This is a genomic window from Lysobacter gummosus (genome assembly GCF_001442805.1).
GTDB classification, from domain to species: domain Bacteria; phylum Pseudomonadota; class Gammaproteobacteria; order Xanthomonadales; family Xanthomonadaceae; genus Lysobacter; species Lysobacter gummosus.
In genome coordinates this window covers 2,498,645-2,525,432 of record NZ_CP011131.1, presented here as the reverse complement: position 1 = coordinate 2,525,432, position 26,788 = coordinate 2,498,645, and the positions used below count along the sequence as shown (strand labels likewise).

Sequence of the window (26,788 nt, the reverse complement as noted above, 5' to 3'; positions counted from 1 at the left end):
TCGATCGAGCGGCTAACTTAGCAGGGATGCCGGATCGCTCCCAGCGTATCGCCGCGTGTCGCCGCGCCGGCGAATGCATTGGCGGGAATACGCAAAGCGTCGCGGGGGCTTTGTGGGAGGGGGTTTTGTGGGAGGGAGCTTTAGCCCCGATGCTTTTCGATCAGTGGTCCGCATGACTTCAAGCAAACCGAAGGCTGATCGAAAAGCTTCGGGGCTAAAGCTCTCTCCCACAAAAGCTTTCCGCAAAAGCGGCTACAGCGCTTCGCGGTGGACCACCACGAGCTGCACCGCGTTGCCGCCGCGATAATCGTCCGGCTCCAGGCGATAGGCGATGCGCACCCACGGCGGCGGCCGGTTGCCATCCCAGCCGCCGAACTCGATCGCGTTCAAGCGCAGGCCGTCGCGGCCCAGTTCGAGTTTCAGATGGCGCTCGCCGACCACGCGCCACGACAGCACTTCGAACTCGCCGTCGAACTGCGGCTCGGCGAAGCCCTGGCCCCAGGGCCCGGCGTCGCGCAGCGATTCGGCGTGGGCGCGGTCGAACTCGGCGATGGCGAGTTCGCCGTCGCTCAGCACGTCGGCCTGCAGCAACTCGGGCGTCAGCGCCGCGCGCGCGCACTGCTCGAACGCGCCGCGGAAGGTTTCGAACGCGTCCTGCCGCAGCGACAGGCCCGCGGCCATGGCATGGCCGCCGAAGCGTTCGATCAGATCGGGATGGCGCGCGGCCACGTCGGCCAGGGCGTCGCGAATATGGAAACCGGGAATCGAACGCGCCGAGCCGCGCAACTGGTCGCTGCCCGGTTCGGCCGGGGCGAAGGCGATCACCGGCCGGTGCAGGCGCTCTTTCATCTTCGAGGCGACCAGCCCGACCACGCCGGGATGCCAGTCGGGATCGAACAGGCACAGCGCCAGCGGCGCGGCCTGGGCGTCGATGCTGACGCGGGCGAAGGCCAATTCGGCCTCATCGGTCATCTGCTGCTGCACCGCGCGGCGCTCTGCGTTGATGTCGTTGAGCGTGGAGGCGATGTAGCGCGCCTGCACGGCGTCGTCGGTGATCAGGCATTCGATGCCCAGCGCCATGTCCTCCAGGCGGCCGGCGGCGTTGAGCCGCGGCGCCAGCGCGTAGCCGATGTCGGCGGCGGTGAGACGGCGGTAATCGCGCTGCGACACTTCGATCAGCGCGCGCAGACCGGCGCTGCCCTGGCCGGCGCGCAAGCGGCGCAGCCCGGCGGCGACCAGCGCGCGATTGTTCGCGTCCAGCGGAACCAGGTCGGCGACGGTACCGACCGCGACCAGATCCAGCAGCACGGTCAGATCGGGGCCGGCATCTTTGAACAACCCCGCTTCGCGCATGCGCCGGCGCAAGGCCAGCAGTACGTAGAACATGACTCCGACGCCGGCCAGCATCTTGCTGGGAAACGCGTCGCCGGGTTGATTCGGATCGACGATGGCGTCGGCCATCGGCAAATGGTCGCCGGGCAGATGGTGATCGGTGACCAACACCTGCCAGCCGCGTTCGCGCGCGGCGGCGATGCCGGCGTGGCAGGCGATGCCGTGATCGACCGTGACCAGCAAATCCGGTTGCAGCCCCGCCAATTCCTCGACCAAGGCCGGCGACAAGCCGTAGCCGTGCACGATCCGGTTGGGCACCGCATGCGACACCCGCTTGGCCCCGAGCATGCGCAGGCCGCGCACGCCGACCGCGCAGGCGGTGGCGCCGTCGCAATCGAAATCGCCGACCACCAAAATGTGGCGATCGGCGGCGATCGCGTCGAACAGCAACTGCGTCGCCGTGTCCAGGCCGAGCATGCCGTCGGGCGGCAGCAACTGCGCCAGCCGCGGCTGCGCCTGCTCCAGGCAGGTGGCGCCGCGCGCGGCGTAGATGCGGCGCAGCAGCGGCGACATCGAGTCGGGCCAGTCGCCCTCGCCCGCGGGCTCGCGACGGCGCAGGCGCGCGGCGGTTTTCGTCGCGGCAGGGCTCATGGCCACAAGGCCTCGCGCACGATGGGCGTCGGGCGCATCAATCGAGCAGCGAACGCAAGGGTTTGCGCCAGAACCGCCAGCGCTGCGAACGCGCCAGTTCGAACCGTTCGCCGTCGGCGAAGGCCAGCGCCACGCGTTCCAGCGCGCCGGCGTCCAGGGCGCGCGCGATCGGCTCCAGCCAGTCGCGCTGCAAGGGCGTGAGGTCGCGCGCCGCGCGCAGGTCGAACAAGGCTTCGCCCTCGCCAGCGCTGGCCGTCCATTGGTTCGGCAGCGCGCCGACGGCGATGCCGGCTTGGGCGCCGAACGCGGTCAGCGCTTCGTCGTCGCTGAGCACCTGCGCATAAGCGGTGCGCACGTGATCGGGCAACACGCCCGCGCCCCAGAACCACAGCGAATTGATCGGCGCCAGGCCCGCGGCGATGCGCTGGGCGTTGTGCGGATGATTGTGCAGCACCACCTGCGCCTCGCTGAGCAGCGCGCGCCAGCGGCGGCCTTCGCTGCCTTCGCCTTCACCGCCGGGCAGGTGCTGGAACATGTCTTCGCCGAGCGCCTGCTCGGGCGAAGCGAAGCGCGGCAATCGGGTTTCGCGCGGCAGCGACAGATACCAGCGCGTCGGCACCGGCGCGTCGAGCGGGAAACCGGCGTCGCCGAACAAGGGCCGCAGCGCCGGCAGCAACGCGGCGCTGTCGCGTTCGCTGAGCGCCAGCGCGTCGCCATAGGCGAGCAGGCGCGCGCCGTTGATGTCGGGCCGCACATAAGCCGGGTCGGCGCGCAGCCACGCGCCGTGCGCGCCGTCGCCGACGTCGCGCTGGCGCGACACCGCCGCCACCGGCCAGCCGCGCGGCAGGATGTCGAACACGCGCGCGGCCTGATCGCCCGCTTCCACGCCGCGCTCGGCGCGGCCGATGCGCCGGCCGATGTCCTCGCTCAGGCGCTGGCCGCCGAAGCGCGCTCGCTCGGGCAGCAACAGGCTGATGCGGTTCATTCGGGCAGGCCTGCGGACGCGGTCAACGGATCAGCCGTTGTAGCTGACGCTGACGATTTCGTACTCGCGCACGCCGCCGGGCGCCTGGATCTCGACGCTGTCGCCCTCGTTCTTTCCGATCAGCGCGCGCGCCACCGGCGAGGAGATCGCGATCAGGCCCAGCTTGATGTCCGCTTCCAGGTCGCCGACGATCTGATAGGTGCGCTCCTCGTCGGTATCCACATCGGTCAGCTCGACGGTGGCGCCGAACACGACCTTGGAGCCGGCGTTGAGCTTGCTGATGTCGATGATTTCCGCGTGCGACAGCTCGGCTTCGAGCTGCTTGATGCGGCCTTCGATGAAACCTTGTTGTTCGCGCGCGGCGTGGTACTCGGCGTTCTCCTTGAGATCGCCGTGGGCGCGCGCTTCGGCGATCGAGTTGATCACCGCCGGCCGCTTGACCGACTTGAGTTCTTCCAGCTCAGCGCGCAAACGCAGCGCGCCCTTGGCCGTGATGGGTGCTCTCATTCCTTGTTTCCTCTGTAGTGCGTCGCCGGGCAATCCTTGAGCGCCCGACGCGGATGTTTCGACGATGCCTGGGGCCATTGTGCCGGGAACCTGCGCGGAAGGCATCCTGCCTGCGGGGGCCGGCGGCCACGACTTCAGCGCCTCCCCCGAAGCCGTCATTCCCGCGAAAGCGGGCTCCGCTTTACTTCGGCGGAGCCGAACATCCAGCGACTTCAGGCGTTCTCGCACGAAAGGCCCTGGATTCCCGCTTTCGCGGGAATGACGGACTGGAAGGATGGCGCTGAAGGCTCTGGATTCCCGCTTTCGCGGGAATGACGGATTGGAAGGATGGCTCTGAAGGCTCTGGATGTTCGGCTCCGCCGAAGTAAAGCGGAGCCCGCCTTCGCGGGAATGACGGCTGGGAAGGTGCGCGGCGAGCCGGACCGCGCACGCAGCCCGGGACGACGCAACCGCGCCATCCCGGCCCCCCACCCCATCAAGCCGCGCCGATCTGCGCGTGCAGTTCCTGCAGCGACCACACCGGGCCGGTGCCGCGGTAGTCCAGCGAGCCCACCAGCGCGCGCGCGCCCGACACCGTGGTCGAGTACGTGACGCGCTGCTGCAGCGCTTCGCGGCGGATCGAGAACGAGTCGGAGATCGCCTGGCGGCCTTCGGTGGTGTTGATGATGTAGACGATCTCGCCGTTCTTGATCAGATCGACGATGTGCGGGCGGCCTTCGGTGACCTTGTTGATCACCTCGCAGGCCACGCCGTGCTCGCTCAGGAAGCTCTGGGTGCCGCTGGTCGCAACCAAGGTGAAGCCGCGGCGCACCAGTTCCTGCGCCACCGGCAGCACGCGCTGCTTGTCGGGATCGCGCACCGAGATGAAGGCTTTGCCCACCGGCGGCGCCTTGATGCCGCCGGCTTCCTGCGCGCGCGCCATCGCCGCGCCGAAGTTCTTGCCCACGCCCATCACTTCGCCGGTGGAGCGCATCTCCGGCCCGAGGATCGGGTCCACGCCCTGGAACTTCGCGAACGGGAAGATCGCTTCCTTGACCGAGTAGTAGTCCGGCACGATTTCTTCCAGTGCGCCTTGCGAGGCCAGGGTCTGGCCGACCATGCAGCGCGCGGCGATCTTGGCCAGCGCCATGCCGGTGGCCTTGGACACGAACGGCACCGTGCGCGAGGCGCGCGGATTCACTTCGATCAGGAAGATGGTTTCCTTGCCTTCGGCGTCGGTCTGGATCGCGAACTGGGTGTTCATCAGGCCCACGACCTTCAGCGCCTTGGCCAGGGCGATCACCTGCGTGCGCAGGCGCTCCTGGGTTTCCGGCGACAGCGAATACGGCGGCAGCGAGCACGAGGAGTCGCCCGAATGCACGCCGGCTTCCTCGATGTGCTCCATCACCCCGCCGATCAGCACGCGGCCTTCGCGGTCGGCGATCACGTCCACATCCACTTCCACCGCGTTGTCGAGGAAGCGGTCCAGCAGCACCGGCGAGTCGTTGGAGACCTTTACCGCGTCGCGGATGTAACGGGTCAGGTCGGCGTCGGAGTAGACGATTTCCATGGCCCGGCCGCCGAGCACGTAGCTCGGGCGCACCACCATCGGGTAACCGATCTGGTTCGCCAGCGCCAGGGCTTCGTCCGGATTGCGCGCGGTGCGGTTGATCGGCTGGGCCAGGCCCAGCTCCTGCACCAGCTTCTGGAAGCGCTCGCGGTCTTCGGCCAGATCGATGCTGTCGGGCGTGGTGCCGATGATCGGCACGCCGTTGGCTTCCAGCGCGCGCGCCAGCTTCAGCGGAGTCTGCCCGCCGTACTGCACGATCACGCCCTTGGGTTTTTCCAGGTCGGCGATTTCCAGCACGTCTTCCAGCGTCAGCGGCTCGAAGTACAGGCGGTCGGAGGTGTCGTAGTCGGTGGACACGGTCTCCGGATTGCAGTTGACCATGATGGTTTCATAGCCGTCCTCGCGCAGGGCGAGCGCGGCGTGCACGCAGCAGTAGTCGAACTCGATGCCTTGGCCGATGCGGTTCGGGCCGCCGCCGAGCACGATGATCTTGTCGCGGTTGCTCGGGTTGGATTCGCACTCGTCCTCGTAGGTCGAGTACATGTAGGCGGTGGTGGTGGCGAACTCGGCGGCGCACGAGTCCACGCGCTTATAGACCGGACGCACACCCAGGGCGCGGCGCAAGGTGCGCACCGCGGTTTCGTCCGTGCCGGTCAGCTGCGCCAGGCGCGCGTCGGAGAAGCCCATGCGCTTGAGCGCGCGCATGCGCGCCTTGTCGAGCGCGGCCAGGCCGGCGTCGGCCACTTCACCCTCGGTCGCGATCAGTTCCTCGATCTGATCCAGGAACCACGGATCGACGAACGACAGCGCGTGCACGTCTTCCACGCTCATGCCGGCGCGGAACGCGTCGCCGATATGGAACATGCGCTCCGGACCCGGCTCCTTGAGCTCGCGACGCAGCTTGATCATGTCGAGTTCGCTGCCCAGATCCAGGCCGGTCGGGTCCAGGCCGACCTTGCCGGTTTCCAGGCCGCGCAGCGCCTTTTGCAGCGATTCCTGGAAGGTGCGGCCCATCGCCATGACTTCGCCGACCGACTTCATCTGCGTGGTCAGGCGCGCATCGGCCTGCGGGAATTTCTCGAAGGCGAAGCGCGGAATCTTGGTGACGACGTAATCGATGCTCGGCTCGAACGAAGCCGGAGTGGCGCCGCCGGTGATTTCGTTGCGCAGCTCGTCCAGGGTGTAGCCGATCGCCAGCTTGGCGGCGATCTTGGCGATCGGGAAACCGGTCGCCTTCGAGGCCAGCGCCGAGGAACGCGACACGCGCGGGTTCATTTCGATCACCACCACGCGGCCGTCCTGGGCGTTGATGCCGAACTGCACGTTGGAGCCGCCGGTGTCCACGCCGATCTTGCGCAGCACCGCGATGGAAGCATCGCGCAGGCGCTGGTATTCCTTGTCGGTGAGGGTCTGCGCCGGGGCGACGGTGATCGAGTCGCCGGTGTGCACGCCCATCGCATCGAAGTTTTCGATCGAGCACACGATGATGCAGTTGTCCGCGGTGTCGCGGACCACTTCCATCTCGAATTCCTTCCAGCCCAGCACCGATTCCTCGACCAGGATTTCGTGCACCGGCGACAGTTCCAGGCCGCGCTTGGCGATCTCTTCGAACTCTTCCTTGTTGTAGGCGATGCCGCCGCCGCTGCCGCCGAGGGTGAAGCTGGGGCGGATGATGGTCGGGTAGCCCACGCGGGTCTGGATATCGACCGCCTGCTCGAAGGTGCGCGCGACTTCGGCCTTGGGGCATTCCAGGCCGATCTCGGCCATCGCCACGCGGAACAGCTCGCGGTCTTCGGCCATGCGGATGGCGTCGCGCTTGGCGCCGATCAGCTCGACGTTGTATTTCTCGAGCACGCCGTTGTCGGCCAGGTCGAGCGCGCAGTTCAGCGCGGTCTGGCCGCCCATGGTCGGCAGCAGCGCGTCGGGCTTTTCCTTGGCGATGATCTTCTCGACCGTCTGCCAGTTGATCGGCTCGATGTAGACCGCGTCGGCCATGTCCGGGTCGGTCATGATCGTGGCCGGATTGGAGTTGACCAGCACCACGCGATAGCCCTCGTCGCGCAGGGCCTTGCAGGCTTGCGCGCCGGAGTAGTCGAACTCGCAGGCCTGGCCGATCACGATCGGGCCGGCGCCGATGATCAGGACGGTTTTGATGTCGGTACGCTTGGGCATGTCGTCCTCAGTAAAGTCGGTCCTGCCACGCCTCGGGGGCGCGCCAGGTGATTTGCTCGGGCGATCGCGCATCGATCGCCCCATGATCGACCGCGGCGCGAACCTCGCGCTGCATCGCGGTCCAGTTTTCAGCGGAGGCGCCCAGATGCGCGCCGATCGCGTTGTTGTGGGCGTCCATCGCCCGGCTCGCGTTGCCCTGCCCGCCTCGTTCCATCACCGCGGTCACCCAGCCGACGCAGCGCGGCGACAGGGTGTAGGCGACGATCGCGCTGGCCAGGCTGTGGCGGTACGCATCGGCCGGGCCGTTGCGTCCGCCGGGCAGATCCGCGGCGAACCACTGCGAGTACACCGCGATCATCACGAAGGCGGGATACGCGCCGAGCGCGACCAGCACCGCCAGCACGCGCAGACGCCAGCGGCGTCGGCGCGGCGGCGAGGCCGGCGCGGCGCTCATCAGGCCTTGGCCTGCTCGAGCATGGAGACGAAGCGGTCGAACAACGGCGACACGTCGTGCGGACCCGGGCTGGCTTCCGGATGGCCCTGGAAGCTGAAGGCCGGCGCGTCGGTCAGGGCGATGCCCTGGTTGCTGCCGTCGAACAGCGAGCGATGGGTCACCCGCACGTTGGCCGGCAGCGTGGCTTCATCGACGGCGAAGCCGTGGTTCTGCGAGGTGATCATCACGCGGCCGGAATCCAGGTCCTGCACCGGATGATTGGCGCCGTGGTGGCCGAACTTCATCTTCAGCGTCTTCGCGCCGGAGGCCAGGCCGAGCAGTTGATGGCCCAGGCAGATGCCGAAAGTCGGAATCTTGCTGGCGATGAATTCCTTGATCGCCGCGATCGCGTAATCGCAGGGCTCCGGATCACCGGGGCCGTTGGACAGGAACACGCCATCGGGTTTCAGCGCGAACACGTCGGCGGCCGACGTCTGCGCCGGAACCACCGTCACGCGGCAGCCGCGCTCGGCGAGCATGCGCAGGATGTTGAGCTTGACGCCGAAGTCGTACGCGACCACGTGGAAGCGCGATTCGGCGCTAACGAAAGCGTTGCGGTCCAGATCGAGCTGGCCTTCGGTCCATTCGTAGCGCTCGCGCGTGCAGACTTCCTTCGCCAAGTCCATGCCCTTCAGGCCGGGGAACTTGCGCGCGGCTTCCAGCGCTTTTTCGACGTCGATCTCGCCCGCCATCAGCGCGCCGTTCTGCGCGCCGGTGTCGCGCAGCAGACGGGTCAGCTTGCGCGTGTCGATGTCGGAGATCGCGACCACGCCGCGATCGGACAGCCACTGCGGCAGGGCGATCTGGCTGCGCCAGTTGCTGGGGCGGCGCGGCACGTCGCGCACGATCAGGCCCGAGGCCCAGACCTGATGCGCTTCGTCGTCCTGGGCGGTGATGCCGGTATTGCCGACATGCGGATAGGTCAGCGTGACCAGCTGGCGCGCATACGAGGGATCGGTGAGGATTTCCTGGTAGCCGGTGATGGCGGTGTTGAATACGACTTCGCCGACGCTGAGGCCGGGCGCGCCTACGGAAACGCCCTCGAACACGGTTCCGTCTTCGAGTGCGAGGATTGCGGGTTGGGTCACGGGGGTCGCCTTGGCTGCCGAAGGATCTGACCCCGAGCGCGACATCGGCAAAACCGACTTGCAGCAAAGCGCGGACGCGGTGCGGGACCGGTCCGGCGGGCGGGGTTCAGGCGAGCCGGAATTCTAGCGACGATGGGCCCCGGGCGCCAGCCTCAATGTGGCGATGCGGAAGGATTTCTGTGCGGGCGCGGGCTTGGCTTCAGCTTTGTGTGGGGTGTTTGGGGGCTGTGAGATTCGTTGCGCTGGGGAGGGTCGGCAGGAGCAAATCCCCCCTGCCCCCCTTTTTCAAAGGGGGGAACAGCACGGGCTTTGGGTGGGCGACGGGTTGGCTACGGGTTCGGGGTGGCGTGGGGAGGGGGTTGGGCGGGGGCTCCGGGTGGCTTGGCGTAGGCTATTCATGTTGCCTCCCGCTTCAAATTCGCCCGCTTTTGGAAACCCTCACCCTGCAAATCTCTCCTATCTCCGGAAACCCGGTTTGTTTCCCCCTTTGAAAAAGGGGGATCAAGGGGGATTTGCTCTTGCTTCACAGCAAACGGCGGTCAGCCCTCCCCTGGCCGCCTCCCCGCCATGCCCCATGGGCGTTCGCGTTCACGTGCGGCTCGCTGCAAGCCGCCGGCCTGAAGCGGCCCTCATCCGCCCTCCGGGCACCTTCTCCCGCAAGCGGGAGAAGGACGCATCGGCATGCGCGGTCACAGATTCGGAAACATCAACTCCGCCAGCCCATAGCGGCCGGGCGCCTGGTGAGCCACGCGCAGAGCGGCTTCGAGCGCGCCACGGGCGAAGATGTCGCGATTGGTCGCGCGATGGATCAGCTCCAGCCGCTCGCCGGCCGAGGCGAACTGGACGGTGTGCTCGCCGACGATGTCGCCGGCGCGCAGGCTGGCGTAGTGCGGCTCTTCGCCGCGGCCGATCGCGGCGGCGGCGCCCAGGTGCAGCGCGGTGCCCGACGGCGCGTCGAGCTTGCGGGTGTGGTGTGCTTCGATCACATCGCAGTCCCAGCCCGGCAACGCCGCCGCGGCGCGGCGCACCAGTTCGGTCAGCACCGCCACGCCCAGGCTGTAGTTGGCCGCCCATACCACCGCGATGCGCGAGGCGGCGTCGTTGATCGCGGTGTTCTGCGCCGAGCTCAAGCCGGTGGTGCCCGACACCAGGGCCTTGCCGCGCTGCGCGCACAAGGCCAGCACCGGGTCGAAGCCCTGCGGCAGGCTGAAGTCGATGACCACGTCGAACTCGGGCGCGCCGGACAATTCGGCGGTGGCGAAATGCGGGACGCCGTCGATCACCCGCTGCGCCGGCGAGGATCGCGAATACGCGGCGGCGACGTTCAGATCGGCGCGCTCGGCGGCCAATCGCAACAAAGCCTGGCCCATGCGCCCGGAAGCGCCGTGGACGAGGAGTTTGATCGGGGTCTTGGTGGGCTCGTTCATGCGCGCAGGCTAGCCGCTGCGCGCCCTTGGCGACAAGCGCCGCGCGCGAAAAGCGCGGCGCCGGTCGTGGCTTGCCTCAAAGCGCGATCGCCGCGGCACCGCGCCGGCACGCTCCGCGCTTACTGATACACCAACTGCGCCTTCAGATTCGGCAGCACTTTCTTCGCGAACTGCTGGTAGCCGCGGTTGTGCGCCTGCGTGCACACCGGCCCCTGGCTGGCGTCCACGATCACCCGCCGCGCTTCCAGCACATTGCCCTTGAGCGTGTACTTGGCCTCGTAGCTGGAACCCTCCCATTCCTGGCGCGCATCCGGCGGCACCGCGATCACCTTCATCGTCGCCGGAAACTCGATCCGGTAGATCTCCTCCGAACGCCCGCCGATGCACTGCCCTTCGCTTTCGTACACGCTGTCGTCGTACTGCGCCGAGCTGGCGAACGTGGCCACGGGCATGGGATTGAAGAACAGCGGCGCGACCGGGAACGCGCCCGGCACCGGCAGCATCTGCTTGACCTCGAACTGCGCGCTGTAGCGATGCTTGTCGAGCAAGGCCTGCGGATCGTCCTGAGTGAACGAACCCTGCGCGCTCAAGCCGCCGGCCTCGAAGTACTTCTTGATCATCTCCTGCGAGTCTTTCTCGCGCACTTTGCGGAACGCCGCGCGGGTTTCGATCGCCGGCTGGCCTTCCAGCTCGACCTCGACCTTGCCCTTGACCGAACCGTCCTCCTGCACGATCAGATCGGTGACCATGCGCTGGCGATTGCGCTTGGACGACAACGGCGCGGTGGCGGCCTTCAATTCGGGCTGATCCACGCGCAGCACCGGCTTGCCGGCGACCGCGACGGGCAGATCGCCGAACGGAATGCCCTTGGCGGTGGCGTCCACGTACAGATCCAGCCCGGGCAGATAATTGAGCACGTGATTGACGCTGGAAGCGACCGGGATATCCGGCAGCTGATAGACGTTGCCGGCATTGATCAGCGCCTGCGTCGCCGGCACGTTCTTGGCCGCGAGCAAGGCCTGCAGCAAGGTCGCGTGGTCCTTGCAGTCGCCGATGCGGTTGTCGAGCACGAACTCCTGATCGCGCGGCACCACCGCGCCCAGGCCGATGCAGTTGCCGGCGTACTGGATGTTGGTGGACACCCACTCGTACAGCGCCTTCGCCACCTCGCGCTGATCTTTCTTGCCGGCGGCGATTTCGTCCGCCAGCTTGCGCACGCGCGGCGTCGGCGCGGCCTTGGGCAGCGCGCGTTCGCCGTAGGCGGCGGCGATCTGGCCGTAGTTGCGGAAGGTCGAGAACGCGTAGCCGGGGAAATCCTCGACCTTGTAAACCGAATAATCGCGGCGCGTGTCTTTCGCCGGCGTCAGGTTCTGGTAGGTCCATTCGACGATATGACGGTCGCCGACGGTCTCATCGCGCACCTGCTTCATCGCGCCGAAGGTCCGGTTCTGCGACCACAGGCTGGCCGGCGTATCGATCCGGACTTTCAAGTCGCCCTGGTAGGAATTCGCGCTGACGTTGTCGAGCACCGAGAACTGGCGATCGAACATCGGCTGTTTGCCGATCAGCTTGTAATTGACCACCACCGTGTCGCCGACTTCGACATCGGGAAACACCAGGCTGGTGGTGGCGATGTCGGAGAACGCCGGCCCGCCGCCGGCGCGGCCTTCGTTGGTCTCGACCTGGAAATTCGACTTGGGCACATCGACGCGGCGGCCGTCGGCCTTGCGGGTGTAGGCCTCGGTCACTTCCAGGGTCTGGATGCTGGCGCTGTAGCTGATCGACTCGTGCTTGGCGCGCTCGATCGCCGGCGCCTGCAGCACCTTCAGCGCGGACTCGCGCTGCTCGATGTAGGAGCCGTCGGCCTGGACGGTGTAGCTGATGTGCTGGCGCTCGACCCGCGCCGGCGCTTCGTCGGCGGCTTCGGGCTTGGCGGCGGCCTTGGCGGCAGACGCAGTTTTCGCCGGCGCGGCGTTCTGCGCCAGCGCGGACGCGCTCGCCAGGGCCAGCGCGGTGACGGCGAACAGCCGCAGTGTGGTGGTGTGCATCCCTTCTTCCCCTGATCCATGTGTGGGTGAGCGGCCGCAGCCGCTGCGCCGGTCGGCGGGCGCGCAGAAGTTCTACCACATCACTTCGCATTTTGAGATACGTGTCGCGGCCGTTGGGGCGCCGTGCTGTCGGTGGATAGACGATGCGGACGCGCTCCCGCTCCGTGCTGTCCGGCGGCCGGACGTACGGCGTTTCGACCCGGCGAGGCCATGGCCGTCGTCGTTGGGGTCAACGATGGCACCTCGTCGCTGCCGCCCCGATGCCGCCGGAGAACGGGCGTGGCATCATCCATACCGTGGTCCGGCGCAACCCATGAGCCGTCCGTACGTCGGAAGCCGGAATTTTCGATGGCCTACCAAGGAGAAACAGGCATGGAACCCTTTGATCCCCCGTTCGACTGGGTGCAGTTCCCCCAGGGCCGAGCGAGGTTTTCCGGCGGCGTGCGCGGCGCCGACGAGCAAGGTCACGAAACCTTCGCCATCGATGTGGCCGGCACGGAACACTTCGGCGAAATCGCCCGCGCCTTCCTGCCGAACAACAACGACTACAACATCGAAGTGGTGTCGTTCGGCTACGCCAGCGACGACGTCGGCATCCCGATGCTCGATGCCTGCCGCACCTTCACCGGCGCGCAGATCGCGGCCATCCATGCGCTGATCGTGCAGCTGATCGACGCCGGCACCCGCTTCGCCGACCGCCCGCACCTGCTGATGGAGTATCCGAACGCGCGCTTCATGGGCGAGGTGATCTTCCGCGACGGTTGGGCGCTGCTCAAGGATGAGGAGTACGCGTCATGAGCGACGATTATTCCGAGCAGATACGACGGATCAGGAAAGCCGCGACGCTGGAGGAAGTGCAGGCGATCGCACGCGAGTTCCCGGCCAAGGCGGTGGGCGAAGGCGGCATTCTCTACAGTCGCCCGGTGGGCAGCGTGTCGTCGGAAAGCATCGCGCTGGAACTGGCGAGCAAGACCGGCGAGCCGATCATCAACAACACGCCGCGCGCGCAATTCCTGGGCGACAAGCAAGTCGAGAAGGCGATCCGCGACACCGCCGAACGCATCTTCATGGGGCAAGGCCAGGACTTGGCCCAGGCGGGAAAATCCGCGGGCGATCTGCTCTACGGCAATCCCAATGCCGCCGCGCGCAGCGCGACTTCGCTGGAAGGTTCGTTGTGGGGCGAAGCCTCGCATGAATTCGCCGGTTCCCTGCGCGGCGATATCAAGGTCATCGCCAGCAACGCCAACATCGAGCGCGTGTTCGGCAAGGTCGAACTGCCGGCGGTCCTCGACAATCCCAATGTCCGCACCCTGGGCGGGCAGCCCACGGCCGAGTTGAAGACGCTCTACAGCAAGGGCGGCGCCGATGCGGTGCTGCCGAAAGTGCAGGCGCAGTTCATCGAGGCCGCGCCCAAGGGTATTTTCGTGGCGCCGGAGAACGCCGGCACGACGGTCACCAAGGTCACGCTGTCGCGCGAAGCGGTCGCGACCCTGGGCGCCGACGCGGCGAAATTCACCCCCGCCGCCGAACTGACCGGCGCCGGCCTCGCCCGCGCGCCCACCGGCCTGACCGCGCCGGCGGCAAGCGTGGGCGAAGCCGCGCTCACCGGCGAGGCCGCCGGCGTCGCCCGCGGCCTGCGTCCGGGCACGGTCATGAAAGGCGCGGCGGTGGTCGGCGCGGCCGCGCTGGCCTACGACTTCGTCACCACCGGCCATCAGGTGATGAAGCTGGAGTCGCAGGGCAACACCACCGGCGCCGAATCGGCCCGTACCCATTTCATCGGCCGCAATGTCGGCGGTATCGGCGGCGGCATCGCCGGCGGCTTTCTGGCCGGCGCCGGCTATGGCCTGGTGGCCGGTTCGGAAACCGGTCCCGGCGCGCTGGTCACCGGCGCCATCGGCGGCATCGCCGGCGGCATCGGCGGCGCGGTGTGGGGCGAGAAATGGGCCCAGCAGAAAGACATCGACCGGGTCTTCACCCAGAAGGATCGCGACGGCAACGAGTGGAGCCGCGATCCCAAGGACGAGAAAGCGGCCTGGACGCGCGTGGCGCAGACCGAGCAGGTCAAGGCCAGCACGACGGTGGGCGCGGACAACGGCGCGGCGACCTACAGCAAGGTGCGTTACGTGGCCGGCGACGTCCTGGCCAACGAGTTGAACTACAAGTCGGCCAACGCCTCCTACGAGTTGGGCCTGAGCAATGCGCGCACGCCGCAGAATCCGTATTCGCTACCGCCCGGCAAGGGCGACACCCACAGCATCGACGGCGGCGGCAACTGGACGCGCGATCCGCAGAGCCATGCCTGGAAGCGCGAAGTCGTCGATGACCGGCTGGAACACGGCATCAAGATCAGCCACACCGAAACCGCCAATCCGCAGCGCGCGGCGGAACTGGACCAGAGCGCGAAACTGATCATCGCCGAGAACGCCGCCAACACGCCCGCGGCGGTCGCCGCGCGCTATCAGGTGGCCTACAACCAGTTCGGCTGGAAGCAGAACGGCGACGTGCCGGCGGCGGTGAAGGACGCCGCGGCCAAGACCGAATCGCTGCAGGCTTCCGACGGCGACACCTACACGCGCGGCGCCAACGGCGAGTGGACGACGCCGGGCATGATCTACGGCACCAATCAGGCCAGCGGCAATATCCGCGACGAATTGAACGCCACCTACCAAAGCCAGCGCGCCGGTCTGCAGGAGTTCTCCGCGCTCGCCGCCGAGGCACTCGCCCATCCCACCCTGCCCCAGCCCATGAGCATGCGCGGCATGGTCGCCGGCGCCTACGCCAACGCCGGCGTGCCGCGCACCGAGGCGCAGATCGACGCGGCGACCGCCGCGGTCGCCGCCACGCATGCGCGCGGCGGCCTGGCTCAGGCGGGGCATCCGTACTCGCTGACGCTGCAGCCCGACCCCAAGACCGGCCGCCCGGGGCCCAACAGCGCCATCGTCACGATGATGGACGACGGCCGCGACGGGATCCTGTCCGACAGCAAGATGGTGCCCAAGGGCATCACCACGTCCGACGAGATCAAGCAGGCGGAAAAAGCCGCATTGAGCGCCCCGGCGCCGGCAGCGGCGACGAAACCCGAGGTCAAGGCGCCGGACCCGGCGACATCCACCGGCAGCATTTCCGCGCCCGGCTTGCCGTCGGACCAACGCGCCGCGGTCTCGCCGCTGCAGCAATTGCCTTCGGCCGATCAAGCGATGTTCGCCAAGATCCGCACCGGCGCGCCGCCGCAGATCTCCGACGACCACGTCGCCCAGGCGATGTTGCTGGCGAAGAAGGACGGCATCACCGATGCCGGCAAGATCGCCGCCGTGAAGATGACCGGCGACACCTTGTGGGTAGTCGGCGATACGCCGGGCTTCAAGGCGTCGGTGAACGTCAACGAGCCGGCGCCGGCGGTGCAGGCGACGGTGCGGGAGACCTTGGCTTTCAATCAGCAGCAGGAGCGGCAGCTTGCGCAGGAGGCGGCGCAGCGTACTCAGAACGCGCCGACTCATGCCGGGCCGACTGTCTGAGGGTCTCGTCAAGTTTCGAGCCACCGTGTTTTTTGCTCGTCATTCCCGCGAACGCGGGAATCCAGTGCCTTTCGTGCGAGAGCGTTTGAAGTCACTGGATTCCCGCGTTCGCGGGAATGACGGCCCGGAGGGATGGCGCTGAAGTCTCTGGATGTTCGGCTCCGCCGAAGTAAAGCGGAGCCCGCATTCGCGGGAATGACGGCCTGGAGGGATGGGGCCGAAGTCTCTAGATGTTCGGCTCCGCCGATGAAGGCGGAGCCCGCGTTCGCGGGAATGACGGCCTGGAGAGACATTGCACAGGCTCTTGGCCAACAGCAGCTCACCTGCCCCGAAACCCACCCACAAAAAAGGAGCCGAAGCCCCTTTCTCGCACCGCTTCGATTTTCACCGCTATAACGTCAGCTCAAGACGTCATCCGGTCCCAAAATCCCTTGACCCCATCGAGGAAGGTCGAGGAACGGGGGGAATGCTTGCGCGCGCCCTCACCGACGAAGGTGGCTTCGAATTTCTCCAGCAGCTCGCGCTGCTCCACGGTCAGGTTGACCGGGGTCTCGACCACGACGCGGCAGTACAGGTCGCCGGTCTTGCGGCTGCGCACCGACTTGACGCCCTTGTCGCGCAGACGGAACAGCTTGCCGCTCTGGGTTTCGAAGGGAATGCGCAGCTCGACTTCGCCGCCCAGGGTCGGCACGCGGATGATGTCGCCCAGCGCGGCCTGCGAAATGCGGATCGGCACATCGCAGTGCAGATCGTCGCCGTCGCGCTGGAAGATGTCGTGCTCGCGCACGCGCACTTCCACGTAAAGGTCGCCCGGCGGCGAACCGGCTGGGCCGGCCTCGCCTTCGCCGGTCAGGCGGATGCGGTCGCCGTTGTCCACGCCGGCGGGAATCTTCACCGACAAGGTCTTGGTGCGCTCGATCCGGCCCTGGCCGTGGCAGTCGCCGCAGGGATTGGCGATGGTCTGGCCGCGACCGTTGCAATGCGGGCAGGCCTGCTGCATCGAGAAGATGCCGCGCTGGAAACGCACCTGGCCGCGACCGTTGCAGGTAGTGCAGGTCTCGACCTTGCCGTCGGACGAGCCGCTGCCCTTGCAGCTCTCGCACGCGTCCAGGGTCGGGATTTCGATCTGCTTCTCGACGCCGCCGACCGCTTCTTCCAGCGACAGCTCCATCACGTAGCCGATGTCGGCGCCGCGACGCGGGCCGCGCGCTCCGCCGCCGCCTCCGCCGAAAATATTCCCGAAGATGTCGCCGAAGATATCGCCCATGTCGGCGAAGCCGGGACCGCCGCCGCCGTTGCCGCCCATGCCGTGTTCGAACGCGGCGTGGCCGTGCTGGTCGTAGGCGCGGCGCTTGTTGGCGTCGGCCAGGACCTCGTAGGCCTCCTTGCATTCCTTGAACGCGGCCTCGGCGGCCGAATCGCCCGGATTGCGGTCCGGGTGGTGTTTCATCGCGCAGCGGCGATAGGCCTTCTTGAGGTCGTCGTCGCTGGCGTTGCGCGCAACGCCCAGCACTTCGTAGTAGTCGCGTTTGCTCATGGGCGGGAATCGAGAATCGAGAATTGGGAATCGTTGGAGCAAAAGCCGGAGACCCGGGTGGCCCGGCGCCGGCTACGGATACAAGAACGGGGAACCGGGTCGATGGCGGGCCGCATGCTCAAGCCCCACCACGATTTCCGATTCCCCATTCCCAATTCCCGGCTTACTTCTTGTCGTCCTTCACTTCGGTGAATTCCGCATCGACCACGTCGTCGGCCTTGGCCGAGGCGCCGTTGCCGGCCGGGGCTTCTTCGCCCGGCTGGCCGGCGTTGACCGCCGCGAGCAAGGTCTGCGCCGCTTCTTCCAGCGCCTTCGACTTGGCTTCGATCTGGCCCTTGTCGTCGCCCTTCATCGCCGTTTCCAGCTCGGAAATCGCGGCTTCGGCGCGGCCGATCTGGTCGCCCGGCAGCTTCTCGCCGTGTTCCTTGATGGTGCTGCGGGTCATGTGGATCAGACCGTCGGCGTGATTGCGCGCCTGCACCAGCTCATGGAACTTCTGGTCTTCCTCGCGGTTGGCTTCCGCGTCGGCGACCATCTTGGCGATCTCTTCCTCGGACAGGCCCGAACCGGCCTTGATCTCGACCTTCTGCTCCTTGTTGGTCTTCTTGTCCTTGGCCGACACGTGCAGGATGCCGTTGGCGTCGATGTCGAAGGACACCTCGACCTGCGGCATGCCGCGCGGCGAGGGCTCGATGCCGGACAGGTCGAAACGCGCCAGCGACTTGTTGAAACGGGCCTGCTCGCGCTCGCCCTGCAACACGTGCACGGTCACGGCCGACTGGTTGTCCTCGGCGGTGGAGAAGGTCTGCGAGGCCTTGGTCGGAACGGTGGTGTTCTTCTCGATGATCTTCGTGAACACGCCGCCCAGGGTTTCGATGCCCAGGCTCAGCGGGGTCACGTCGAGCAGCAGCACGTCCTTGACCTCGCCGGCCAGCACGCCGCCCTGGATCGCAGCGCCGACGGCGACGGCTTCATCCGGGTTGACGTCCTTGCGCGGTTCCTTGCCGAAGAATTCGGCCACGGCCTGGCTGACCTTGGGCATGCGGGTCTGACCGCCGACCAGGATCACCTCGGCCACGTCGCTGGCGCGCAGGCCGGCGTCGTTGAGCGCGATGCGGCACGGCTCGATCGTCTTCTTGACCAGATCCTCGACCAGCGACTCCAGCTTGGCGCGGGTCAGCTTGATGTTGAGGTGCTTCGGGCCGGAGGCGTCGGCGGTGACGTAGGGCAGATTGACTTCGGTCTGCTGCGAGGAGGACAGCTCGATCTTGGCGCGCTCGGCCGCGTCCTTCAGGCGCTGCAGGGCCAGCGGGTCCTTGCGCAGGTCGATGCCCTGGTCCTTCTGGAACTCTTCGACCAAGTAGTCGATGACGCGCTTGTCGAAGTCTTCGCCGCCCAGGAAGGTGTCGCCGTTGGTGGACAGCACCTCGACCTGCATTTCGCCGTCGACCGAGGCGATCTCGATGATCGACACGTCGAAGGTGCCGCCGCCCAGATCGTAGACCGCGACCTTGCGGTCGCCGCCCTTCTTGTCCATGCCGTAGGCCAGCGCGGCCGCGGTGGGTTCGTTGATGATGCGCTTGACGTCGAGGCCGGCGATCTTGCCGGCGTCCTTGGTCGCCTGGCGCTGGCTGTCGTTGAAGTAGGCCGGCACGGTGATCACCGCCTCGGTGACCGGCTCGCCCAGGTAGGCTTCGGCGGTCTTCTTCATCTTGCCGAGCACCTCGGCGGAGATCTGCTGCGGCGCCATCTTCTTGCCGTCCAGGGTCGAGACCCAGGCGTCGCCGTTGTCGTGCGGAACGATCGCGTACGGCACCAGGCCGAGATCCTTCTGCACTTCGGCGTCGGTCATCTTGCGGCCGATCAGGCGCTTGACCGCGTAGAAAGTGTTCTTGGGATTGGTGACCGCCTGGCGCTTGGCCGAAGCGCCGACCAGGACTTCGCCGTCCTTGGTGAAGGCGACGATGGACGGCGTGGTGCGGTCGCCCTCGGAGTTTTCGATGACCTTGGCCTTGCCGCCTTCCATGATCGCAACGCAGGAATTGGTGGTGCCCAGGTCGATGCCGATGATCTTGCCCATAGATGTAGCTCCCTCTCTCAATGCTTGAATGTTGGGGGCGGCGCGTGGTGCTGCAGGCCGCCGATGTTGGCTATTTGGGGCCCGGTGCCGGGCAGTTCAAGCGCCCGTGCCCGTTCCCCTCAATTGTTGTTGCCTTGGGTGAAGCTCGCGATCCATGCCCTCACGGCCCCCGCCGCGGCGCGGATGCGTCTTGCGATTCAGCCGTCCTGGGCGACCACGACCAGGGCCGGGCGCAGCAGGCGGTCGTTGAGCAGCCAGCCCTTCTGGTAGACCTGGACCACGTGATTCGGAGCCACGCCCGGCGCCGGCACCATGCTCATGGCCTGGTGGTGCTCCGGATTGAAGGGCTGGCCGGCGGGGTCGACCGCGACCAGGCCGTTGTCGTCGGCCACCTTGAGCAGCTGGCGCAGGGTCAGCTCCATGCCTTCGCGCAACGCGCCGGCCTCGTTGCCGGCGATGGCCAGGCCGGCTTCCAGGCTGTCGATCACCGGCAGCAGGGCGCCGAGCAGGCGCTCATTGGCGAATTTGCGCGCCATCTCGATATCGCGCGCCACGCGCTTGCGCTGGTTGTCGAGCTCGGCGCGTTCGCGCAGCGAATCCTCGCGCAGTTTGTTCAGCTCGGCGCGCAGGGTCTCGACCTCGGACAGCTCGGCGACCGGCGCCGGGTCCTGGGCGTCGAGGTTCAAGTCGGGGTTGGGATCGTTTTGGTTCATGCTGGTTCCTGGCGGTTTTCCGCGACAGGGCCAGCTATGGGGCCGGCACGGGGGCATTCAAGTGCCGGGATCTGCGGCGATCGTACGGGATCGGCGCTCAGCTGCGGCGTGCGGGAGCGGTTTCGGGACAATCCGGGCGCATGCGGGGTCCGGCCGCGAACGCTGAAGACGGCGGCTTACTCGGCCTCGGTCGTCTGAAACGCATTGCCCAGCGCATCGGCCGCGGCCTGCACCACCGGGATCACCCGGTCGTAGGCCATGCGGGTCGGCCCGATCACCCCGAGCACGCCCAGCACCCGCCCGCCGGCGGTGTACGGCGCGGTCACCAGCGACACGCCTTCCAGCGGCGCCAGCCCGGTTTCCTCCCCGATGAAGATGCGCACGCCCGGCGCCTGCACGGTGCGTTCGAGCAACTGCAGGATTTCGCGTTTGCGCGCGAACGCCTCGAACAGCTCGCGCAGCCGGTCCAGGTCGGCCAGCTCCTGCACGCCCATCAGCCGGGTCTGCCCGGCCAGGACCATGTCGTCGCCGTCCGGGGTCAGCACCTGCTCGGCCAGTTCCACCGACTGCGCCAGCAGCGTCTGCATCTCGGACTGGGCGTTGCGCAGTTCCAGCAGCAAGGTGGCGCGGATCTCGGCCACCGGGCGGCCGGCGAAATGGGCGTTGAGGTAATTGCCGACCCGTTCCAGCTCGCCGGCTTCGTAGGGCCGGCGGGTCTGGATGATGCGGTTCTGCACGTCCTGATCGGCGAAGACCAGGATCGCCAGCACCCGTTGCGCGTCGAGCGGCACGAAATCGATGCGCCGGAACGCGAACTGCTCGCGCTTGGGCACGCTGACCACGCCGACGAAGTGGGTCATCGCCGACAACAGCTCCGAGGCGCTGCCGAGCAAGGCCTGGGTACCGGTACCCGAAGGCAGCTCGCTGCGCAGCCGCGCGACCTCGCCGTCCGGCAGCGGCCGCACCTGCAGCAGCGAATCGACGAACAGCCGGTAGCCCTGCGAAGTCGGGATGCGGCCGGCGGAGGAATGCGGCGCGCTGAGCAGGCCGGCATCTTCCAGGTCGGACAGGATGTTGCGGATCGTCGCCGCGCTGACGTCGAGCCCGGCGTGCCGGGCCAGCGTCTGCGACCCGACCGGCTCGCCGCTGTGGATATAGCGGCCGATCAGCGTGCGCAGCAATTGCCGCGCGCGCGGGTCGAGGCTGGGATTGGGAGGTCGGCGGCTCATGGGGATGGATATAGGCGCGTGGAGGTGGGGGCGCAAGGGTTGGGGGGAGGAACGAGGAGCGAGAAGCGAGAACACAGGAGTGAGGAATGTGACCCCGGATCGAGAATGAGGCTTCGAGGGCTCCGCGCAGGCCTGCAAGTTTCACTCGACATCAAGATTCGAGCCGGTCCGGGTAAGAATTAAGCCCCACACTGCGCCGGCACCGCGACCCGATCTCAGCTTTTGATCCACCCGCCCCCTACGCTCGCCCCCGCCGCCGTTCCCATTCCCAGCCACCACCCTGCCCAGGCACAATCGCCGCCGCATGCTCGCCCATCTCTCGCTCAAGCAATTCGCCGTCGTCAGCGCCGCCGAGCTCAGCTTCGGTCCTGGCCTTACCGTGATCTCCGGCGAAACCGGCGCCGGTAAGTCCCTGCTGGTCGACGCCCTGGGGCTGCTCAGCGGCCTGCGCGCCGACAGCGGCGTGGTCCGCCACGGCGCCGACCGCGCCGAACTGGTCGCCGACTTCACCCTCGACGACGCCCCGCTCGCCGCCGCCTGGCTGCGCGAAAACGAACTCGACGAAACCGGCGACGGCGACGCGCCGGTCTGCCAGATCCGCCGGGTCATCCGCGCCGACGGCGGCTCGCGCGCCTGGGTCAACGGGCGGCCGGTGACCTTGGGGCAGCTCGGCGATCTGGCCACGCGCCTCGTCGAAATCCACGGCCAGCACGAACACCAGGCGCTGATGGCCAAGTCCAGCCAGCTCGATCTGCTCGACGCCTACGCCCGCAACGACGGCGTGCGCGAGCCGGTCGCCCGCGCCGCGCGCGAGTGGAGCGCGCTGTTGCGCGAACGCGAGACCCTGTTCGCCCAGGGCGACGTCTCCGACCGCATCGGCTGGCTGGAACACCAGCACGCCGAACTCGAACGCGAAACGCTCGACCCCGAGGCGCTGAGCAAGCTCACCGCCGACCATCGCCGCCACGCCCACGCCGCCGGCCTGATCGCCGCCTGCGAGACCGCGTTCGCGCGCATCGGCGGCGACGAAGGCCCGTCGCTGACCCGCACCCTGCAACAGGTGCGCGGCGAACTGCAGCGCGTGGCCGAGCACGAATCGCGCCTGCGCGATGTCGACGCCCTGCTCGACAACGCGGCGATCCAGATCGACGAAGCGCTGTCCCTGCTCGACCGGGTCCGCGACGACCTCGACCTGGACCCGGCCGCGTTCGAACAGATCGAAAGCAAGATCGGCCGCCTGCACGAACTGGCGCGCAAGCACCGCGTCGCGCCGGAGCAACTGGCCGCGACCCGCGACGGCATCGCGGAAGAACTCGAACAACTGCGCGGCGCCGGCGTGCGCCTGGAAAAACTCGACGTCGAGATCGACACCGCGCGCAAGACCTGGCGCAAGTCCGCCGACGCCCTGAGCCAGTCGCGCCGCGACGCGGCCAAGTCGCTGTCGGCCAAGACCACCGAGCTGATCGGCGAACTGGGCATGGGCGGCGGCCGCTTCGACGTCGCCATCGAAACCGTCGAAGACGACCGCCCCGACCCGCAGGGCGGCGAGCGCATCGAATTCATGGTCGCGGCCAACCCCGGCCAGCCGGCTCGGCCGCTGCGCAAGGTCGCCTCCGGCGGCGAACTGTCGCGCATCTCGCTGGCGATCGAGGTCGCCGCGTTCGGCCTGGACGCGGTGCCGACGATGGTGTTCGACGAAGTCGATTCCGGTATCGGCGGCGCGGTCGCGGAGATCGTCGGCCAGAAGCTGCGCGCCCTCGGCGGCAGCCGCCAGGTGCTGTGCGTGACCCACCTCGCCCAGGTCGCGGCCCAGGGCCACGCCCATTACCGCGTCAGCAAGGCCGCCAGCGAGGGCGTGACCCAGAGCGCGGTGCAGCTGCTGGTGTCCAAGCAGCGCGAAGAGGAACTGGCGCGGATGCTCGGCGGTATCGAACTTACGAAGGAAGTGCGCGCGGCGGCCAAGCGGCTGCTGGCGGATGTGGTTTGAGGGTTGGGGCTCGTGCGTTCGGGTTCCTGACATGATTCCCGGGCGGTCTCAGCCTGAAATTCGGAGTTCGGAGTCCGATGCCTGAGCCTGATGTCTGAGTCTGAGTCTGAGTCTGATGCCTAACGCCTGATACCCGAAACAGTGCATCCACCTACCGTCATTCCCGCGAACGCGGGAATCCAGCGACTTCAAGCGTTCTCGCACGAAAGGCACTGGATTCCCGCGTTCGCGGGAATGACGTTCTTGAGAGATGGCGCTGAAGCCTCTGGATGTTCGGCTCCGCCGAAATAAAGCGGAGCCCGTCTTCGTGGGAATGACGGCCTGGAGAGATGGCGCTGAAGCCTCTGGATGTTCGGCTCCGTCGAAGTAAAGCGGAGCCCGCGTTCGCGGGAATGACGTTCTTGAGAGATGGCGCTGAAGCCTCTGGATGTTCGGCTCCGCCGAAGTAAAGCGGAGCCAGCCTTCGCGGGAATGACGGCCTGGAAGGAAATGGATCCCGAAAGGCCCCCCAGCCCGCAAGAAAGCCGAAGGCCCGCCAATGGCGGGCCTTCCTGCATTCCAACACGACCGAATCGGCCTCGCCTGCGCGAATCCCGAATTCCGCCGGTCAGCGCTTCTTGCGCACGTACAACACCAGCGAATGCTCCTCGATCACGTACCCGTGCGAGGCCGCGATCTTGCGCTGCAGTTCCTCGATCTCGACGCTTTCGAACTCGATGATCTTGCCGCTGTCGATATCGACCATGTGATCGTGGTGGTGACCTCGATCGAGTTCGTACACCGACTGGCCGGCCTCGAAGTTGTGCTTGAGCACCAGGCCGGCGGACTCGAACTGGGTCAGCACGCGGTAGACCGTGGCCAGGCCGATGTCCTCGCCCTTCTCCAGCAACATGCGGTAGATGTCTTCCGCAGTCATGTGACGCGGCTTGGACTGCTCGAGCAGTTCCAGGATCCGCATGCGCGGATGGGTGACCTTGAGTCCGGCGTTGCGCAGGTCCTGCGATTCCATGGGGGTGTCCCTTGAGCTGATTCGGTCCGGCGGCCTGCGCCGTCCCTGGGTAATGACCGGCTGGCCGTCGCCGCGAGGGCGCATCGGGCGGGCGGGCCGGAATGGCGGATGAACGCGAGGGGTGGCCGCGCGCCGGTTTCCGCCCTTGGTGGGGTCTGGCTTCAGTGTATCATCGGCCCCGTTGCCTTCGACTGCCGCAGACCCCTATACGATGCGTAAGCTCCTGCTCGTTCTCTCGATCTCCCTGCTCACCGCCGGCTGCGGCATCATCTACAAGCAGCCGATCTACCAGGGCAATCTGCTCGAGAAGACCGCCGTCGATCAACTCCAGACCGGCATGAGCAAGCAGCAGGTGCAGGTGCTGATCGGCACGCCGTCGATCGAGGACCCGTTCCACCAGAACCGCTGGGACTACACTTCGACCCAGCGCGTGGACCGCCTCGGCCACACCAGCCGCAAGAACCTCACCTTGTGGTTCGAAAACGACGCCCTGACCAAGTGGGAAGGCGACTACTTCCCCGAGCAGGACGAACAGATCGCCAAGGCCTCGGTCAAGCAGTTCGGCCGCAACCTGGCCAAGGAAAAAGACAAGGACAAGCGCCGCCGCCGCGGCGGTTGAGCCGGTCGCCTCGCCTGAGCGGCCCGCAACGCGGGCGCCGGGGGCTTATTTCTTGAGTGGACGATCCGCCGCGCGGCGACGCCGCGCGTCCTTGGGATCGATCTGCAGCGCGCGCAGCAATTCGACCCGGTCGCCGTCGCGCAGGCGGGTATCGGCCGCGGCCTTGACCCCGAACACGGCGTAGCCGGTTATCTGCGCATCGTCCTGGAACCCGGCCGCGGCCACCGCCTCGGCGAGCGTGGCGCCCTCGCCCAGCTCCAGCCCGACCGACTCGAACCGGCGCGACCAGGCGCGGACGACCTCGACCTTCACGCCGTCGCGCCGCCCGCCACGGGCGTGCCCGGTTCGGCGCCGCGATCGGCCACGCGGACGAAGTCATCGACCATGCGATCGGCCAGGCTCTGGAAGCCCAGCGCCATCGCCGGGCCCAGCAGCTTGACCGCCGGCTCGAACTCCAGGGTCAGGGTGACCTTGCACGCCGACTCGTCCAGCGCATGGAATTCCCAGCGCCCGCCGAGCTTGCGGAACGGCCCATCGACCAGCTTGAGCTCGATGTGATGCGGCGGCGTGAGCGTGTTGTGGGTGGTGAACCAGGTGCGCAGCGCCCCCAGGCCCAGATCCAGGCGCGCGACCATGTGCTGATCGTCGGCTTCGAGAATCTGCGCGTGCTCGCACCAGTCGAAGCGGCGCGGATACGCGCCGACATCGTTGACCAGCGCGAACATGCGCGCGGCGGAGTGCTCTACCAGGGCGGAACGACGGATGGTGGGCATGTGGCTATCGCAATGAGGATCGCAGCGCGGAATTCAAGCTAACCGAAGTCGGCTGAGGTCGGCCGCTTCGAATCGGCCCGATGAGGTAAACAGTCGGACTGTCGCCCCATCGGCCTCAAATCCAAACTCCCGGCTCGGATCAGCCGCCGCGCGAGGCCCAGCCCCCCGCGGCAAACCGCCCCGACCCCGGCGACGTTCAACCAAACCAGCGACGGCTACGCAAACCGCCTTCGGATCGGAGACAATGGCGCATGGCTAACAATACGAACAACAAGGCCGGTAAGGATAAAGGAAAGGGCGGCGGCGGCGGGACCATTGCGCAAAACAAGCGCGCCCGCCACGAATACCACCTGGAGGAACGCTTCGAGGCCGGTCTGGTCCTGGAAGGCTGGGAGCTCAAATCCATCCGCGCCGGACGCGCCAACATCACCGATGCCTATGCGGTCGTCCTGCATGGCGAGTTGTTCCTGATCGGCGCGCAGATCAATCCGCTGATCCAGGCCTCGACCCATGTCGTGGCCGTGGAGCGGCGCACCCGCAAGCTGCTGCTGCACAAGCACGAGATCGACAACCTCATCGGCCGCATCCAGCGCGACGGCTACACCGTGGTGCCCACTTCGTTGTACTGGAAGGGCAACAAGGTCAAGGCCGAGATTCATCTGGCCAAGGGCAAGCAGACCCACGACAAGCGCGACGCCAGCAAGGAACGCGATTGGGCGCGGGAGAAGCAGCGGGTGATGCGGCGGCATAATCGCGACGCTTGAGGGTTCGGGCGGAGTTCCGTCGCGTCGCGGGCGCTTGCGACGCGTTTCCCCAGGTCGTCATTCCCGCGAAGGCGGGCTCCGCTTTACTTCGGCTGAGCCGAACTTCCGGCAACTTCGGCGCCATCTCCCCTGGCCGTCATTCCCGCGAAAGCGGGCTCCGCTTTACTTCTGCGGAGCCGAACATCCAGAGCCTTCAGCGCCACCCTTCCAGATCGTCATTCCCGCGAAGGCGGGCTCTGTTTTACTTCGGCGGAGCCGAATATCCAGAGGCTTCAGCGCCATCCTTCGACCTCGTCATTCCCGCGAA

At 67.3% G+C, this 26,788-nt stretch carries 20 protein-coding genes; 5 read left to right on the top strand and 15 right to left on the bottom strand.

The window, feature by feature from the left end; all coding sequences use genetic code 11:
• Positions 1–252 precede the first annotated feature (252 nt).
• The 8 genes from recJ to LG3211_RS10470 form a co-directional block, all read right to left on the bottom strand.
• Positions 253–1,983, bottom strand: a complete 1,731-nt coding sequence (gene recJ, locus LG3211_RS10505; RefSeq protein WP_057942801.1) for a single-stranded-DNA-specific exonuclease RecJ — start codon at positions 1,981–1,983, stop codon at positions 253–255.
• A gap of 37 nt (positions 1,984–2,020) precedes the next feature.
• On the bottom strand, positions 2,021–2,968 hold the full coding sequence (locus LG3211_RS10500) for a hypothetical protein (RefSeq protein ID WP_057942800.1): 948 nt from the start codon (positions 2,966–2,968) through the stop codon (positions 2,021–2,023).
• A 30-nt stretch (positions 2,969–2,998) separates the two neighbouring features.
• Positions 2,999–3,463, bottom strand: a complete 465-nt coding sequence (gene greA, locus LG3211_RS10495) for a transcription elongation factor GreA (protein ID WP_484502508.1) — start codon at positions 3,461–3,463, stop codon at positions 2,999–3,001.
• A gap of 487 nt (positions 3,464–3,950) precedes the next feature.
• Positions 3,951–7,196: a carbamoyl-phosphate synthase large subunit gene (gene carB / locus LG3211_RS10490; protein WP_057942798.1), complete on the bottom strand. Its 3,246-nt coding sequence runs from the start codon at positions 7,194–7,196 to the stop codon at positions 3,951–3,953.
• Between the two features lie 7 nt (positions 7,197–7,203).
• Positions 7,204–7,650: a DUF6973 domain-containing protein gene (locus LG3211_RS10485; RefSeq protein WP_057942797.1), complete on the bottom strand. Its 447-nt coding sequence runs from the start codon at positions 7,648–7,650 to the stop codon at positions 7,204–7,206.
• Positions 7,650–8,777, bottom strand: coding sequence for a glutamine-hydrolyzing carbamoyl-phosphate synthase small subunit (gene carA, locus LG3211_RS10480; RefSeq protein WP_057942796.1), 1,128 nt, complete (start codon positions 8,775–8,777; stop codon positions 7,650–7,652). Before carA ends, LG3211_RS10485 begins: the two co-directional genes overlap by 1 nt.
• A gap of 689 nt (positions 8,778–9,466) precedes the next feature.
• The gene (gene dapB, locus LG3211_RS10475) at positions 9,467–10,204 is read right to left on the bottom strand and encodes a 4-hydroxy-tetrahydrodipicolinate reductase (RefSeq protein WP_083512446.1); all 738 of its coding nucleotides are present in this window, start codon (positions 10,202–10,204) and stop codon (positions 9,467–9,469) included.
• 119 nt (positions 10,205–10,323) lie between these two features.
• Positions 10,324–12,252: a DUF3857 domain-containing transglutaminase family protein gene (locus LG3211_RS10470; RefSeq protein ID WP_057942794.1), complete on the bottom strand. Its 1,929-nt coding sequence runs from the start codon at positions 12,250–12,252 to the stop codon at positions 10,324–10,326.
• Between the two features lie 210 nt (positions 12,253–12,462).
• Between LG3211_RS10470 and LG3211_RS25610 the strand changes: the two genes are divergently transcribed.
• Entirely contained in the window at positions 12,463–13,050 is a 588-nt protein-coding gene (locus LG3211_RS25610; protein WP_148648841.1) for a hypothetical protein, read from the top strand.
• On the top strand, positions 13,047–15,770 hold the full coding sequence (locus LG3211_RS10460; RefSeq protein ID WP_057942792.1) for a hypothetical protein: 2,724 nt from the start codon (positions 13,047–13,049) through the stop codon (positions 15,768–15,770). The genes LG3211_RS25610 and LG3211_RS10460 overlap by 4 nt, the downstream gene beginning before the upstream one ends.
• Positions 15,771–16,173: 403 nt before the next feature.
• Here LG3211_RS10460 and dnaJ read toward each other — a convergent pair whose 3' ends face one another.
• From dnaJ to hrcA, 4 genes are all read right to left on the bottom strand, one after another.
• On the bottom strand, positions 16,174–17,307 hold the full coding sequence (gene dnaJ, locus LG3211_RS10455; RefSeq protein ID WP_057942791.1) for a molecular chaperone DnaJ: 1,134 nt from the start codon (positions 17,305–17,307) through the stop codon (positions 16,174–16,176).
• Between the two features lie 163 nt (positions 17,308–17,470).
• Positions 17,471–19,387, bottom strand: a complete 1,917-nt coding sequence (dnaK, locus tag LG3211_RS10450) for a molecular chaperone DnaK (RefSeq protein ID WP_057942790.1) — start codon at positions 19,385–19,387, stop codon at positions 17,471–17,473.
• Positions 19,388–19,584: 197 nt separating this feature from the next.
• Entirely contained in the window at positions 19,585–20,100 is a 516-nt protein-coding gene (grpE, locus tag LG3211_RS10445; protein ID WP_057942789.1) for a nucleotide exchange factor GrpE, read from the bottom strand.
• A 176-nt stretch (positions 20,101–20,276) separates the two neighbouring features.
• On the bottom strand, positions 20,277–21,329 hold the full coding sequence (gene hrcA, locus LG3211_RS10440; protein ID WP_057942788.1) for a heat-inducible transcriptional repressor HrcA: 1,053 nt from the start codon (positions 21,327–21,329) through the stop codon (positions 20,277–20,279).
• A 304-nt stretch (positions 21,330–21,633) separates the two neighbouring features.
• Here hrcA and recN point away from each other — a divergent pair, with 304 nt between their 5' ends.
• Positions 21,634–23,316 carry a DNA repair protein RecN gene (gene recN, locus LG3211_RS10435; RefSeq protein WP_057942787.1) on the top strand — a complete coding sequence of 561 codons (1,683 nt, stop codon included), beginning with the start codon at positions 21,634–21,636 and terminating at the stop codon, positions 23,314–23,316.
• Between the two features lie 607 nt (positions 23,317–23,923).
• Here the strand turns inward: recN and fur are convergent.
• Positions 23,924–24,325 (bottom strand): ferric iron uptake transcriptional regulator, encoded by a 402-nt coding sequence (fur, locus tag LG3211_RS10430; protein WP_057942786.1) that lies wholly within the window; start codon positions 24,323–24,325, stop codon positions 23,924–23,926.
• A 211-nt stretch (positions 24,326–24,536) separates the two neighbouring features.
• Here fur and LG3211_RS10425 point away from each other — a divergent pair, with 211 nt between their 5' ends.
• Positions 24,537–24,944 carry an outer membrane protein assembly factor BamE gene (locus tag LG3211_RS10425; RefSeq protein WP_057942785.1) on the top strand — a complete coding sequence of 136 codons (408 nt, stop codon included), beginning with the start codon at positions 24,537–24,539 and terminating at the stop codon, positions 24,942–24,944.
• Positions 24,945–24,989: 45 nt separating this feature from the next.
• Here the strand turns inward: LG3211_RS10425 and LG3211_RS10420 are convergent, their stop codons facing one another.
• Positions 24,990–25,256 carry an RnfH family protein gene (locus LG3211_RS10420; protein ID WP_057942784.1) on the bottom strand — a complete coding sequence of 89 codons (267 nt, stop codon included), beginning with the start codon at positions 25,254–25,256 and terminating at the stop codon, positions 24,990–24,992.
• On the bottom strand, positions 25,253–25,717 hold the full coding sequence (locus tag LG3211_RS10415; RefSeq protein WP_057942783.1) for a type II toxin-antitoxin system RatA family toxin: 465 nt from the start codon (positions 25,715–25,717) through the stop codon (positions 25,253–25,255). Before LG3211_RS10415 ends, LG3211_RS10420 begins: the two co-directional genes overlap by 4 nt.
• A gap of 251 nt (positions 25,718–25,968) precedes the next feature.
• Between LG3211_RS10415 and smpB the strand changes: the two genes are divergently transcribed.
• Entirely contained in the window at positions 25,969–26,481 is a 513-nt protein-coding gene (gene smpB / locus LG3211_RS10410; protein ID WP_057942782.1) for an SsrA-binding protein SmpB, read from the top strand.
• Positions 26,482–26,788: the final 307 nt, after the last annotated feature.